The 12,885-nt window shown below is 51.3% G+C and carries 14 protein-coding genes; 8 read left to right on the forward strand and 6 right to left on the reverse strand.

The genetic code is table 11. The features are described from left to right. The first annotated feature begins 54 nt into the window (after positions 1 to 54). The 3 genes from TK06_RS16005 to TK06_RS33220 all read left to right on the forward strand — a co-directional run bounded on the left by TK06_RS16005 (position 55) and on the right by TK06_RS33220 (position 5,567). Positions 55 to 4,044 carry an NACHT domain-containing protein gene (locus TK06_RS16005; protein WP_238992547.1) on the forward strand — a complete coding sequence of 1,330 codons (3,990 nt, stop codon included), beginning with the start codon at positions 55 to 57 and terminating at the stop codon, positions 4,042 to 4,044. A gap of 646 nt (positions 4,045 to 4,690) precedes the next feature. Next, positions 4,691 to 5,329: a hypothetical protein gene (locus tag TK06_RS32455; RefSeq protein ID WP_139199605.1), complete on the forward strand. Its 639-nt coding sequence runs from the start codon at positions 4,691 to 4,693 to the stop codon at positions 5,327 to 5,329. Positions 5,330 to 5,462: 133 nt separating this feature from the next. Continuing rightward, complete coding sequence (locus TK06_RS33220) at positions 5,463 to 5,567, forward strand: colicin E3-like toxin immunity protein (RefSeq protein WP_275261145.1); 105 nt, start codon at positions 5,463 to 5,465, stop codon at positions 5,565 to 5,567. A 144-nt stretch (positions 5,568 to 5,711) separates the two neighbouring features. On the opposite strand, the gene TK06_RS16015 is transcribed toward TK06_RS33220, so the two are convergent. The 3 genes from TK06_RS16015 to TK06_RS16025 all read right to left on the reverse strand — a co-directional run bounded on the left by TK06_RS16015 (position 5,712) and on the right by TK06_RS16025 (position 7,759). Continuing rightward, entirely contained in the window at positions 5,712 to 6,161 is a 450-nt protein-coding gene (locus tag TK06_RS16015; protein ID WP_063322862.1) for a hypothetical protein, read from the reverse strand. Between the two features lie 158 nt (positions 6,162 to 6,319). Continuing rightward, complete coding sequence (locus TK06_RS16020) at positions 6,320 to 6,679, reverse strand: DUF6124 family protein (protein WP_063322863.1); 360 nt, start codon at positions 6,677 to 6,679, stop codon at positions 6,320 to 6,322. Positions 6,680 to 7,192: 513 nt separating this feature from the next. Further along, positions 7,193 to 7,759 carry a helix-turn-helix domain-containing protein gene (locus tag TK06_RS16025; RefSeq protein WP_063322864.1) on the reverse strand — a complete coding sequence of 189 codons (567 nt, stop codon included), beginning with the start codon at positions 7,757 to 7,759 and terminating at the stop codon, positions 7,193 to 7,195. Between the two features lie 150 nt (positions 7,760 to 7,909). Here TK06_RS16025 and TK06_RS16030 point away from each other — a divergent pair, with 150 nt between their 5' ends. The 3 genes from TK06_RS16030 to TK06_RS16040 all read left to right on the forward strand — a co-directional run bounded on the left by TK06_RS16030 (position 7,910) and on the right by TK06_RS16040 (position 9,950). After that, entirely contained in the window at positions 7,910 to 8,692 is a 783-nt protein-coding gene (locus tag TK06_RS16030) for an aldolase (protein WP_063322865.1), read from the forward strand. 19 nt (positions 8,693 to 8,711) lie between these two features. Continuing rightward, positions 8,712 to 9,599: a dihydrodipicolinate synthase family protein gene (locus TK06_RS16035; protein WP_063322866.1), complete on the forward strand. Its 888-nt coding sequence runs from the start codon at positions 8,712 to 8,714 to the stop codon at positions 9,597 to 9,599. An 84-nt stretch (positions 9,600 to 9,683) separates the two neighbouring features. Further along, the gene (locus TK06_RS16040; RefSeq protein WP_063322867.1) at positions 9,684 to 9,950 is read left to right on the forward strand and encodes a Rho-binding antiterminator; all 267 of its coding nucleotides are present in this window, start codon (positions 9,684 to 9,686) and stop codon (positions 9,948 to 9,950) included. A gap of 18 nt (positions 9,951 to 9,968) precedes the next feature. On the opposite strand, the gene TK06_RS16045 is transcribed toward TK06_RS16040, so the two are convergent. Further along, entirely contained in the window at positions 9,969 to 10,199 is a 231-nt protein-coding gene (locus TK06_RS16045; RefSeq protein ID WP_063325162.1) for a DUF6429 family protein, read from the reverse strand. Between the two features lie 153 nt (positions 10,200 to 10,352). Beyond that, positions 10,353 to 10,628 carry a DUF2442 domain-containing protein gene (locus tag TK06_RS16050; protein ID WP_063322868.1) on the reverse strand — a complete coding sequence of 92 codons (276 nt, stop codon included), beginning with the start codon at positions 10,626 to 10,628 and terminating at the stop codon, positions 10,353 to 10,355. Between the two features lie 229 nt (positions 10,629 to 10,857). Between TK06_RS16050 and TK06_RS16055 the strand changes: the two genes are divergently transcribed. Both TK06_RS16055 and TK06_RS16060 read left to right on the forward strand, forming a co-directional pair. Then, positions 10,858 to 12,051 carry a colicin E3/pyocin S6 family cytotoxin gene (locus tag TK06_RS16055; protein ID WP_063322869.1) on the forward strand — a complete coding sequence of 398 codons (1,194 nt, stop codon included), beginning with the start codon at positions 10,858 to 10,860 and terminating at the stop codon, positions 12,049 to 12,051. Beyond that, positions 12,048 to 12,278, forward strand: a complete 231-nt coding sequence (locus tag TK06_RS16060) for a DUF7683 domain-containing protein (protein WP_063322870.1) — start codon at positions 12,048 to 12,050, stop codon at positions 12,276 to 12,278. The genes TK06_RS16055 and TK06_RS16060 overlap by 4 nt, the downstream gene beginning before the upstream one ends. 71 nt (positions 12,279 to 12,349) lie before the next feature. Here TK06_RS16060 and TK06_RS16065 read toward each other — a convergent pair whose 3' ends face one another. Further along, positions 12,350 to 12,715, reverse strand: a complete 366-nt coding sequence (locus tag TK06_RS16065; RefSeq protein WP_063322871.1) for a DUF6124 family protein — start codon at positions 12,713 to 12,715, stop codon at positions 12,350 to 12,352. Between the last annotated feature and the right edge of the window lie 170 nt (positions 12,716 to 12,885).

Raw genomic sequence — 12,885 nt, forward strand, 5'->3', positions numbered from 1 at the left:
GCTCAAAAAGGCCGCCGGAAAATCTGGTGTAGTTCAATACACAATATCTGCCCTATGATCTCTTCTTATTACCTGCCCCGCAGACTTACGAGTGGCGACAAGATCTTCACTGAAGAAGAGTTGCTAATCGCTTCAAATTTCGTTGTCGTATTAGCCGAACCGGGTGGCGGCAAAACTGAGCTTCTGAATAGCTTGGCCCGCTATCTAGGCACCTCTGCTATAACCGCAAACGTATTCAAACACGTCGGATTCGATGCTGTAAATTGCCCCCTTGTAATCGACGCATTCGATGAGTTGGCTAAGGTTGATAGGACAGGCATCTACGGACTTCTTGCCGACGTCAAAAAGGCAACCCCAACCCGCGTCATTCTTTCAAGTCGGTCCAGCGAGTGGGATACATCTACGACAAATGTATTCAAAGAATTCCTCGGTCGCCCTCCTCTAGTAGTAAGGCTATGTGAATTTGATGAGACGGAACAGCGTACAATCTTTGACCATCATGTAACAAACGAAAATTTTTCGATTTTCCAAGCTGAAGTTTCTCGATTCGATCTAGAAGCGCTACTCCCAAACCCTCAATTTCTAAAACTATTCGCCAATGCATATATCGAGAGCGGAAGGTGTTTTACCGATAAAAAGTCCATATTCTCTCAAGCTGTCGAACACCTAGCAAAGGAAGCAAACTCCAATATAGCAAGGACTAACCCAACACTCTCGACACCACAAAAAATCAATCTATCATCGGAAGTTTTCGCCAAACTCTTATTGTCAGGCGCGGAGGGTATCAGTACCAGCGAAGCTACAGAAGATCGGATGTATCCTTTGCTTGCATCACTATTTACGATTAATACTGCGGCAGATGGCATCTTAGCTACTCGTCTATTTAAACCTGGTGACCGTGCGGATCAGCACCGCCCAGTCCACAAAATTGTTGCTGAGTACTGTGCGGCAGATTATCTTGTCAAACGAATAGTAGACCCAACCGACCCTATAACACTTCCCAAATGTTTAGCTGTTATCGCTCCGAACTCTACAGTAAGGGATGAACTGCGAGGACTGTTAGGCTGGATGGCATCGCTTGGTAACAAATCCATAGAAGAGTCCGCGATCGAACTTGACGCTTATGCCGTGCTTGCGAACGGCGACCCTTCTCTGCTTGAACGATCCTCAAAGCGCCTGCTGGTGAGGAAGTTAAAAGAAATTGAATCCAAAGACCCCTATTTTAGAAAGGGAGATTTTTGGCGCCGATTCAGTGTGGCGGGTTTCTTTACTCAAGAAGTTCTAGACGAAATAAAGCCTCTTCTCACTACCAGTAGTGATGGGCATCTACGAAACTTGTTACTAGAACTGTTATCAGGATCACCAGCCAATGAATATTTAATAGGTGAACTACGTCAACTCACCTTAGCACCGAACGAAAGTGAAGCCACACGCTTACTGGCGAGTAGATGCTTGCTAGATACAAGGGGATATGAACATCGAAACGACTTGGATATTCTAATCCGCCAGGCAAATCACACCTCACTAAATGTTGCAGCCAAAATTATAGAAAGCATTGATCCGGAAAGAATCGACCCCTATTACCTGTCTAACTTTCTACGAACCTGTGCGACACTTTACCCAGATCATCAAAAGCACCATGAACGAGTGATAGGTGCGCGCTATTTTATAAAACACCTAGTCGAGCGACTAAATCTACGGCTCACAAAATGGCTATTAGACAACCTGAGCCAAGGACTAAGCTGTAAATGCCACAAGGAACCTTACGAATGTGACTGTCGAAACGGCATCAGCAAAATCATAGGCTTGATGCTGGATCGCTACTTTGAGCTAGCCACTCCTCCTTTTGATTCAGAAAATATTTGGCGATGGGTCGAAAATTTAAATTTTCACGAACAGGAAGTTTCAAGCCAAAGCAAGGCCGTTCAAATCCTTCAAGAAAATAGCCAGTTACGCCAAGGTATCATTTCGTATGTATTTAAAAATCTAACCGACCGAGATCAAATATGTAACACGAAAATTCATAAATTTGATTGGCACTCTCACTCCGGCCTTGCTTTTCATACAGCCGATTATAAATTTATAGTTGATTTAGCATTTGAAAACGACAATCCAGATTTGTGGGCGTGTTTCATTGCCAGACATCAACTTTATAGAAAGGAAGAGGAGCGAGGCCCCGACGACTTTCGTCGGCATATGCGCCTGCAAGCTTCGAAGAAGCCCCCATTCCTGCGAGAGTGGGTCAAGCTCAACAGAGCCATAGAGCAATCAGAGCGCGAACATCGAATACCAAAATTTAGGCGGACCCGCCGTATGAGGCGTCTTCGTCAGTACCAAGAAGATGTTCGGGTGAAAAATTTTGACTATTTCAAGAACAACCGAGAGCTCGTAGAAAGTGGCCGTCATTGGGGTTCACTCGTCCGTTTCGCCGAACTAATGCTTATAGATCCAGAAAAAATTCCTTGTGAGATCGGTGACGACACGCTTGTTCGAAATGCACTCAGAAACTGTCTCGACTTTATAAATTGTTACGTCCCCGACTTACCCAAACTTGCTGAACTGCAATGCTCTTCTCAGCATCAACAATCGGAGAGAGTGCTTTATGCGGCCTGCATAGAAATCCTTCGTGAAAAAGGCAATTTAGAAAGCGTTGACATACGACTTCTGAAAGCACTGAGAACGAACATTTACGTGGCATACAATGCGATATCTAAGGAAGATCGAGACACGCTAAAAACTGAAGTTGATCGTTTAACTTTCTCTAACATCAAGAGCGCTGAGATTTTCTTACGAGAATATCTCGAGCCACAACTGGCCCACCCCAACTGCGACAGCACCGAAGTATGGTTATTACGTCGAGATGAAGCCTTTAGTCATTTACGCGCCAAGCTTTCTATCGAATGGCTGGAGAAGTACAACAGGCTAGAGCTAGGAACACTAGATACACTTTTTGAAATTGCAGCTCAGCACAGTACTCATGAAAATTTGCGACGAGTTATCCTAAAGCAATGCGCCAACTCCAGATACGGCGGACCGACTCCAGATGAAAACAAACACATCGAACAACGGCGTCAATTTTGGTTCTTTCGCGCTTGGTATTTTTTAAGTGACCCACCTGAAGAATGCTGGGACTTCCTCAAAAAAGATCGAGAAACTGTTTTCCTGTTTTATGAACGGAGCGGGCGAATCAGCCATGGTGCTCATTCTTACTGGCCTAGACTCACTCCAAAAAAAGTGGAAGCCATTCTAGAAGCCTTTATCGACGAATGGCCCAAGGTAAATCTACCCAATCATTGGGGCACTGGCAGCCCCAAGGGAGAGAACGCGTACCGTTTTTTAACCGAAATAATTTGGTTAATCAACTCAGACGCCGCCAATGATGCAATCCCAGTTCTCGATCGACTTATAGCTAGCCCTCGCTTCACGGAAATACATAACGACTTGCAAAGCATATACTCCAATCAAGTCAGAAAGTTAGCCCTTAGAGATTTCGAACCTCCTACGCCATTGGAAATTGTAGCTCGCTTAGACCATGACACAGTGGTAACAGTTGAAGGTCTACGCGAACTATTAATTCAAGAACTACATTTTTTTCAAAAGGCCATCGATGGGGGCGAGTTCAATTCCGCAGATCGATTTTATGAAAAATCCGAACGAGTTGACGAGATTACGTCCACTCTAATTATAGCTGAGCGTCTTAGCCTTAGACTCGAACCACAAGCCATCTCAGTTACACCTGAACACCAACTGAAAGATGCAAATCGAAGTGATTTCACAGCAAGTAAATTTATTAGCGGCAGGAGAAAACTTCTGGTCACCGAGGTGAAAGGGCAGTGGCATAAAGATCTATACACCGCTGCCTCTGCTCAACTCCATGAACGCTACTCTATCCATCCAGACGCAGAGCAGCAGGGCATTTTCATTGTAATTTGGTTTGGCAAACATGAAAAAGTATCAGGACGCAAGAGGCATAGTATAAAAACCGCCCAAGATCTTAAAAAAAGTATCGAAGCCACGCTCCCCCCCGCAATTACAGGGGGCTAATTGACGTATTTGTGTTAGATGTATCTAAACCTCCATCTAAATAACCTCCCCGAAAAGTGTATATCATCAATTAATCCCAGTTAAAAAGGGACAGATTTATTTTTAGTCAAAGAAGTAAATTATTCCTTTTTTCCGCCTTTCCTCAGTGGGCATGCTTATTCCAAGCGCTCGCCAAAATATGGTGGGCTCATGCAAAGTTAGCTATAAGGCTTGAAGCTCGAGCATCCGTTTCTCACGCCAAACGAGGTACTCGGCTAACACTGGAGCGCAGCGATGGCGAGATAAGACAGCTAAAGGAAATATATCTCTCCTTTTTCTATTTTTTCTACGCAATGGCCCTTCTAGCGTTATGTCAGAGGATCCGTCAGCAAGCTTGGACGATGTCCATCCTTAACAGAGTGCCCCTCAACGCAGGCTCGTCTCCACCGAAAAATGGCAATGGTCATAAAGTGGAGATACGATGAGGTAAATCACAGCCCCCCCAATCCACGCTGGGGCGTTGATTTTCCTATAGACGTAGATAGTGGCAAGGTAGTAGCTTGACAGTAACAGGCTGGACACCACCGGCGACCATAATTTTTCGTTATCAGATTTTCAACTACCTAAAACAACATCAGACTGTTAAAAGTTCTACTAAGGAGCAGTTATGGCAAAGTGTATATTTTCGGTTATAGAATCAAGGTGGTGGAGCGATGGCAATCACAGTGTCAGGCCATTATTCGAAGCTCTAGCTGGTATACATTACGACAATCCATCAGCCTTCTATTATGATATGTTCAGTGAAAAGCAATCTTTATCATCAGGTCTAAAAATGCGCTGCCGAGATAGTCAAACCCAAGTGGTATATCTCGCCACTCATGGAAGCGACAGTTCTATTGGCGGAGCAAGCGGTCACATGATCACGCGTACTGAACTGAGAAATATGCTCACAACTCACAACAATACAAAACAAGTAAAGGGACTTTATCTAGGAACATGCCTGATGGGAAATCAGTCTTTAGCAAAATTCCTTCTTGAAGATGCTGGCACTAATTTAGATTGGGTTGCTGGCTACAAGGAGGAAGTAGACTGGATCGACGGGAGTGCCATTGATATGATCTTCTTCTCTAAGCTTGCAGAGGAGTATCGAAAAAATAATAGCCGCCGCAAAGGAAAAAAATCCTCAAGGCAGATGGCTCATACTGCCGGATCGGAACTGCTTCACCTTGTACCTGGCGCACATTCGAAATATGGATTTAATATATTCATGCATGAAAGCCGAAAACTGACTAGCATGTTTAGCTAGCGCTACAACTTAACCGCCTCTATATGCATTAGAGGCCGAAACTTGCGCCTTAAAGAAGAGAAAACAGAAACGAGACAGATTTATTTTCGCCACATAAATAAATCTGTCCCCTTTTGACTAAAAAACTTAAATAATTAATGGAGGGTTTGATGCTCTCGAAGAATGGGTAAAAATCCTCGAACCCCACTTTCAACATTCAATTGATTTTAGCATCTACGACTATCAGATTGCTTTCTGACTATCGAGGCAGTTGGCAGTCACGGAACGAGTAGCTAATAAAAGCACGCGTACTTCCGTGACAGTGACATTAAATATCGAGATGAGCAGAGGGCTCGCGCCGAGTGAGTTCGTGCGCATCCCTTTATACTAATTCACATATCGCCTAGTTAATATTCTTTAAAAAACCCAACGCGGTAAGTACACCAGACATCATCCCAAGGAGAGTACCAGCATAAATCACAAAAATAATAACAAAAACCTCCATAACAAGACCTGGATGTTTTCTGCAAGTAAATAGAAACGACTCTTTTGCCAGCTGATATCCCTTGACACCTTGCGCTTTTAACAAATCTTTATGCTCCTGTACGTCAGGACGGCTAGCCAAAGCTTTCTCATACAGCAAAGTGTTATTGGCCGCAAAAGAAAGAATCCACATTGCGCCAAAGCAGATAAACGCCAGAACTAAACAAAAAAAGCTGAAAGTAGACTCTGGCGGAATCTTATCCATCCTGACACCAATCATGATCACAAAGGCAGATAGTAAAATTTGCGGCGTTAAGTTTCTTAGAAACTCAAGATAAGCCGCCCGTCCCTTCTCTTTAAAAAGCCACATCACAACCTCCCCCCAGCTATACAAAGTTATCTAACATCCAACCCATGCCAACCTAGCTCAGACCGCTGATCTAACACCTGAAAAATCGCAGTTATTTTTTAACATGCTTCACTTTCCACTGCGACGACCGCAGTGGAAAGAACCCTTGCTTCGCTGAATTACCGCGTTTCAACAATATCCAACGCCCGATTCGCCAACAGCTCACTCACCTCAATCACCTGCAAAATCCCCAACGCAACCCGCCGTCGCGAACCATCCAAATCAAACGCCAAATCACTGATCATGGCATTCGCCGAAGCCAGATTCTCACTCAGATTCGCAAGCAAACACTCAGAATCTACACTCGGATCAATCCGTAAAATGGAGTCGGTCTTGTCAGACGTTTCGCTCTTAGGCTTGGGTTTCAGATAAAAATCCAACGCTCGCGTGGCAGCGTCGTCGATTTTCTTGTTGCGGGCAGACTGAGCACGGGAGACGTGTTCGTTCGCATCGGGAGGGTTCGGAGTATCTTTTGCCATCGTCTTGCTTCCTGTAGTAGGAGCCATCACCCGCTCGCTGCTAAACGATGGGAGGCAGCTGTACGCAGGTTAGCAGACCGGGGAAACAAGAAACCGGCGCGTCCGGGGACGCCCTGCGCACAGCCACCATCAAGTGCAGGATGAGGAATCCTGACTGGATGACGCCTTGCACAACCTGTTTCACCACGAGCTGCTAAACCCGATCACTGACCATCAGTGACAGGTCCAAAACTACCGACGCAACCCCAGGCGCACAAGCCGGCGGATTCTGGCGTAGTTGTAGGCAAAGGCGCAAGGCGCTGTGGCTTGGCGGGCTTCGTTGCTGGGGTCTGTCGGTCTTTACTGACAGATGCCATTCGACTGGGCCGAGCAGATGCCCCGATACAGTTCAGTTGAGGCTGTCGGAAGATTTGTGGCGGGGCGGTCATTGGAGGGGACTGCTGCGCAGTCCAGCGGGAGCAAGCTCCCTCGCCACGGTGGTTTGCTTCCTGAATTGCGTTGTGAGTGGAGCCACTAGGCGCCCTCGCCCTTTTCCGACGACTCATCGCTATGCACCACCACCAGCAACTGCGCCTGAACATCCCCCACCGAACGCAGGCGATGGGGTTTCTGCGCATTGAAATGCAAGGCATCCCCGCGGTTCAGCAACACGCGCTCGTTCATGAAGTCCACTTCCACCTGGCCCTCGTGAACGAACAGGAACTCCTCTCCGGTGTGTTCCTTGAACGCGTGATGCGCGGTGAATTCGGCCGCCGGATAGAGGATGAAGGGCAGCAGGCTGCGTTCGGACACTTGATGGGCCAATACCGCGTATTCGGAGCTGCCGCTGCTCGCCGCGAGGGATTGGCGGTCTTCGCTGCGCACCAGGCTGTAGCTGTCGAGGGAGACGTTTTCTTCGGAGAACAGCTCTTCGACTTTGACGCTCAGGGCCTTGGCGAGCTTGAGTGCCGTGGCGATGGAGGGCGTGCTCAAGCCCCGCTCCACCTTGGACAGGTAGCTCTTGGTCATCCCGGTTTTTTCGGCCAGGACGTCCAGTGTCATGCCGAGTTTTTTCCTGAGCAATTTCAAGCGAATGGACATAGGTAACCAACATTTCCAGAGAAACGGACAATCTGCGATTGCAAATGACACTTTGTGTCATATAGTCTATTTAGTGTCATTAACACCTTCCTTTCACAGCTTCCATGACGCGGATCAAGAACGGTCAAAGAACGAATCAGGAGAACGGATATGAGCAAGACACTGGCGACGCCCAAGGACCAGTTGGTCCAGCATGCTGTTAATCAGATGCAGAAAACACTGCCGGATAATACGTGGACTGTACGACAAAAGCTGGCCCTGACCTGCCGCATCCTGTTCGAGAACGGCCACGACTCAGGGCTGGCGGGGCAGATTACCGCGCGCGGGCCGCAACCGGGCACCTATTACACCCAGCAATTGGGCCTGGGCTTCGATGAAATCACCGCTGGCAACCTGTTGCTGGTCAATGAAGACCTCGAAGTGCTGGAGGGCCATGGCATGCCCAATCCGGCCAATCGCTTTCACACTTGGGTCTACCGCGCCCGGCCGGATGTGAATTGCATCATCCACACCCACCCGACCCACATTGCCGCGCTGTCGATGCTGGAAGTACCGCTGCAGATTTCCCACATGGACCTCTGCCCGCTGTACGAAGACTGTGCCTTCCTGGAGGGCTGGCCGGGGGTGCCCGTGGGCAACGAGGAAGGCGAGTTGATCGCCGGTGCCTTGGGTGACAAGCGCGCCATTCTGCTTTCCCACCACGGCCAGTTATCCACCGGTGCCACCGTGGAAGAAGCCTGCAACATCGCCCAACTGATCGAACGCGCCGCGAAGCTGCAATTGCTGGCCATGGCCGCCGGCGAGGTGAAACCGATCCTGCCTCACCTGGGCCGCGAAGCCCATGACTGGATCGCCCGGCCCAAGCGCCACGCGGCCGCCTTCAACTACTACGTCCGGCAGAGTCTGCGCCAACACGCCGATTGCTTGAACTGAACCCATCAGGAGCGAAGCCATGTCTACCCCCAACATCCACGGCATCATCGGCTACACCATCACGCCCTTCTCCACCGACGGCCAGGGCTTGGACCTGGACGCACTGGGCCGATCCATCGACCGTCTGATCGACAGCGGCGTGCATGCCATCGCGCCCCTGGGCAGCACCGGCGAGGGCGCCTACCTGAGCGACGCCGAGTGGGACCAGGTCAGCGAGTTCAGCATCGCCCGCGTTGCCGGCCGAGTGCCAACCGTGGTCAGCGTGTCTGACCTGACCACCGCCAAGGCGGTGCACCGCGCGCGTTTTGCCCAGGCGAAGGGCGCCGATGTGGTGATGGTGTTGCCGGCCTCTTATTGGAAACTGAGCGAGGCGGAAATCCTCGCGCACTACCAGGCCATCGGCGCCAGCATCGACCTGCCCATCATGCTCTACAACAACCCCGCCACCAGTGGCATCGACATGTCGGTGGAGCTGATCCTGCGGATTTTCAACACGGTGGATAACGTCACCATGGTCAAGGAAAGCACCGGCGACATTCAGCGCATGCACAAGCTGCAATTGCTGGGCGAGGGCCAGGTGCCGTTCTACAACGGTTGCAACCCCCTGGCGCTGGAAGCCTTCGCCGCCGGCGCCAAGGGCTGGTGCACCGCCGCGCCGAACCTGATCCCGCAGCTCAACCTCGATCTGTACGCCGCCGTCTTGGCGAACGACCTGAGCCAGGCCCGGGCGTTGTTCTATCGTCAATTACCGCTGCTGGATTTCATCCTCAAGGGCGGTCTGCCCGCCACCATCAAGGCTGGTTTGCGTACGCTTGGCCTGGAGGTTGGCGATCCGCGTCTGCCGGTTTTCCCATTGGATGAGGCGCGTAACCAGCAACTGCAGACGATGTTGAAGCAACTGCTCTGATTCGCGAAGGGCGCTGAGTTCTAATCTTGCGACGGACAGGTGGCGTCCCAACCTGTCCGGTCGCGCCATTGGGGGTCACTTGAGATGAAGACCTATCAACCGTTGAACTGCGACCTGCATGATTACCTGGAGATTGCCTGCCTGTACGGCTACACGCTGGACATCGAATTGACCAATGGCCAACGCCTGACAGCCCGCGCGATCACCACGCGGACCGCCCCTACGCGGGAGGAGTTTCTCGATGTGGAAACTGCGGACGGGCGCCGAGAGATTCGTCTTGATCAGTTGTTGGCGATTACGCCGCGGGATGACAGCGCCAGGTTTGGTCGGGTTGTGCTGGCGAGTGGGTAAACCGTTCAGACGCGCCCCTCAACGCTCTGTCCCAAACAACTTGTCGGCAAGCTGCCGACCTCGCTCCAGCCCTTCAGCCGTCAACCAGATCGATTTGTTCCTGTTTACCGGATTGCTGATGAGGCCTTGTTCATGCAATCGGTTCATGACTTCGAAGTCGAAACCTTTCCAAGCGTTGCCATCGTCGGAGCTGAAAGCTGCCAACAAGGCAAGCACAGCTTCTTCTATCAAAGTGTCGTCGTAATCCATGGTCGCTGCTCCGCGCGTGCTTGGCTGGTAACGCCGAATCAGCATCAGCGTCTCCTAAACCCTATCTGGTCAAAGATAAGTAGAGAGTTTAGCTGTCTGGCGCGGGGGGGTGTTCCATGACGGCACGGGTTCATAATATCCAACCGAGAGTGTCTAGGTTGGCACTACTTCACCCGCTTGCTCCAACGCCAAGCGATACAAGGTGACAGCCGCCAGTTCCAAGCCATTCCCCCAGCTCACATCGAAACCCCATTCGCCCACTTGGGCGGTGCCGAACAACGACAGGTCCTCCAGGGGCTTGAGCACCGGGAATTGTCGGATGTGTTCCCGCAGGTCAACGTCGTAGCGCTTACCGTTGGAAAACTCCACCTGCAAGGCATGTTTGCCGGCGACAGGCTTCACGCTGCTTATTCTGGCTTTGCTGATCATGGGTCAGCTCCTCCGATTCTGTTAATTCCATACACGCCGCCGTTCCGCAGTCTGATTGCCGCCCAATGACTGACATCCCCCGCTGACGCTTCAGCTTATTCCGCTCCTCAACAGCCAGCCCTACCTATATTGAGGAAACCGGAACAACCACTTCAAGAAACCGCCTACATCGCGCCCCTCTCTTCCCGCGTTAGCGTCTGTCCCGCACTCACTGGACGAGACTCACTACGTGGCGACACGCAAAAAAGACATCCCCCAGGTCCGAAACCCGCCCGGTGGTGATGGGCATTACGTCACCTATCGGGACATGACCGCCAGCGAACTGGCCGAGCGCGAAGCCCGGCAGTTGGCTTACGAAGCCATGCTTGCCCGGCAGGCAGCCTATGAACGAGAGCGCTGGGCCACGGCGGCTAACAAGCCGCTACCCACCGTAACCGGAAGCGTGTTTGCCAAGAGCTGCAAGCTCCCCGACGGCATCATCGATTACAGCAACCCCAACGGCTACGTCCCTGCCGATCTGGTCAAGCAGTACGGCGATCTCATGTGGCTCGGCGGCAGGAGCGCCGACCCATCCGGCACGATCCCCCTCAAGCAGATCGGCGCTGGCACGGTACCCGTTACTCTGGGCAGGCTCGCGCTGGGCGGGTCGGCAACTTCTACGGCAGCCGCTGCCGGCGGCACCGTTGGCGCGGCCCTGCTGACAGGCATCGTCGCCTTGCTCTGGCCGTCCAGCCTCGGCGACAGCGCGCTTTACAGCGAAGACCAGCTACGTCACCTCAAGCAGGCCCGCAGCCGCATGCGCCTGAGCATCGAGCAGCAGGCCGATGGCAGCCTCAAGGGCTACGGCTTCTACACCGGCCAGAACCGCGACTGGGAAATGGTCGACGTCGTCCAGTTCACCCCTCGCGCCGATCAATTCATCGCCGACCTGGGTGATGGCATCGAACTGATCTGGACCCCGGCCACCGACCCGTCCGACGTCCTCGGCATCCCCGCCCTGGAAGCGGCGCCACAGGCGCCTCATATCTGGATCTATCCGCCGACGCCAGTAGCCGACAGCATTATCGTCGATCCGATCTATCCGCCGGAGTACAAGGATTTCATTCTGGTGTTTCCGGCGGATTCGGGGGTTCGGCCGGTTTATGTGGTTTTGAGTGTTCCGGGGGATCATAAGTACTACAAGCCCCCCTCGCTGCTTCCAGCGTTTCCAGACGCTACGATTGCTCCTTCCAAAACCTTTGTACGTGGTGGTGGCGTTAAACGTCGAAGATGGAAGGATCGTAAAGGCAAAATTTATGAATGGGACTCACAGCGCGGCGCCGTAGAGCTGTACACAAAACAGGGTCAACACCTTGGCGAGTTCGATCCGATAACTGGCGAACAAACCAAACCCGCCGATCCGACAAGGAAAGTAGAAAAATGAAGCCCGTCGTTGAAATTTTTGACCAGACTACCGAAGAGCTAATACAGACCGTGGAAGTCCCAAGCGTATACATGGACCCGTTGGCCGCACTTATGGGCTGGACAAAGCCTGAAGATTTTTGCTTTGTCTACGACCTGTCACCACAGCAGATAACGACCATAGAAGAGTGGACTCACACAACCATTCATGGTGATAACCGCATCGTTCAAATCGTCTGCCTTGAATGACGAATGCGGTCATTTTTTGAATAAGGTCTTGTTAGACAAGACCTTATTCTTATACCGCCGTAGCTGAGTCGCTACCTCACCTCAACAATATCCAACGCCCGATTCGCCAACAGCTCACTCACCTCGATCACCTGCAAAATCCCCAACGCCACATGCCGCCGAGCCCCGTCCAGATCAAACGCCAAATCGTTGATCATGGCATTCGCCGACGCCAGGTTCTCACTGAGGTTCGCAAGCAAACATTCAGAATCAGCCCCAGGGTCGATCCGTAAAATGGAGTCCGACTTATCAGACGTTTCGCCCTTAGGCTTGGGCTTCAGGTAGTAATCCAGGGCACGAGTGGCCGCTTCGTCGAGCTTTTTGTTGCGAGCCGATTGGGCACGTGATGTGGGTTCATCTGTATCTGTAACTGGAGGATTCGGTGTAATTTTGACCATAGCCTTAGCTCTCTTTGGGTTGGGCTACGTCCCGCTCGCGACTAAACGATTGGGAGGTAGCTGTACGCAGGTTAGTCGACCGACGAGCTAAGAAATCGGCGCGCCCGAGGGCGCCCTGCGCACAGCCACCATCGAGTGCAGGGATGGGGATACCTGACTGATGAACGCTT

Source organism: Pseudomonas fluorescens, from assembly GCF_001623525.1.
Classification (GTDB): Bacteria; Pseudomonadota; Gammaproteobacteria; order Pseudomonadales; family Pseudomonadaceae; genus Aquipseudomonas; species Aquipseudomonas fluorescens_Q.

Coding starts and splice junctions, on each gene's coding strand:
- TK06_RS16015 (WP_063322862.1), bottom strand. CDS start 6,161: ATGTGGCTTTTTAAAGAGAAGGGACGGGCGGCTTATCTTGAGTTTCTA.
- TK06_RS16040 (WP_063322867.1), top strand. CDS start 9,684: ATGAAGACCTATCAACCGTTGAACTGCGACCTGCATGATTACCTGGAG.
- TK06_RS16065 (WP_063322871.1), bottom strand. CDS start 12,715: ATGGTCAAAATTACACCGAATCCTCCAGTTACAGATACAGATGAACCC.
- TK06_RS16050 (WP_063322868.1), bottom strand. CDS start 10,628: ATGATCAGCAAAGCCAGAATAAGCAGCGTGAAGCCTGTCGCCGGCAAA.
- TK06_RS16030 (WP_063322865.1), top strand. CDS start 7,910: ATGAGCAAGACACTGGCGACGCCCAAGGACCAGTTGGTCCAGCATGCT.
- TK06_RS16035 (WP_063322866.1), top strand. CDS start 8,712: ATGTCTACCCCCAACATCCACGGCATCATCGGCTACACCATCACGCCC.
- TK06_RS32455 (WP_139199605.1), top strand. CDS start 4,691: ATGGCAAAGTGTATATTTTCGGTTATAGAATCAAGGTGGTGGAGCGAT.
- TK06_RS16020 (WP_063322863.1), bottom strand. CDS start 6,679: ATGGCAAAAGATACTCCGAACCCTCCCGATGCGAACGAACACGTCTCC.
- TK06_RS16045 (WP_063325162.1), bottom strand. CDS start 10,199: ATGGATTACGACGACACTTTGATAGAAGAAGCTGTGCTTGCCTTGTTG.
- TK06_RS16005 (WP_238992547.1), top strand. CDS start 55: ATGATCTCTTCTTATTACCTGCCCCGCAGACTTACGAGTGGCGACAAG.
- TK06_RS16025 (WP_063322864.1), bottom strand. CDS start 7,759: ATGTCCATTCGCTTGAAATTGCTCAGGAAAAAACTCGGCATGACACTG.
- TK06_RS16060 (WP_063322870.1), top strand. CDS start 12,048: ATGAAGCCCGTCGTTGAAATTTTTGACCAGACTACCGAAGAGCTAATA.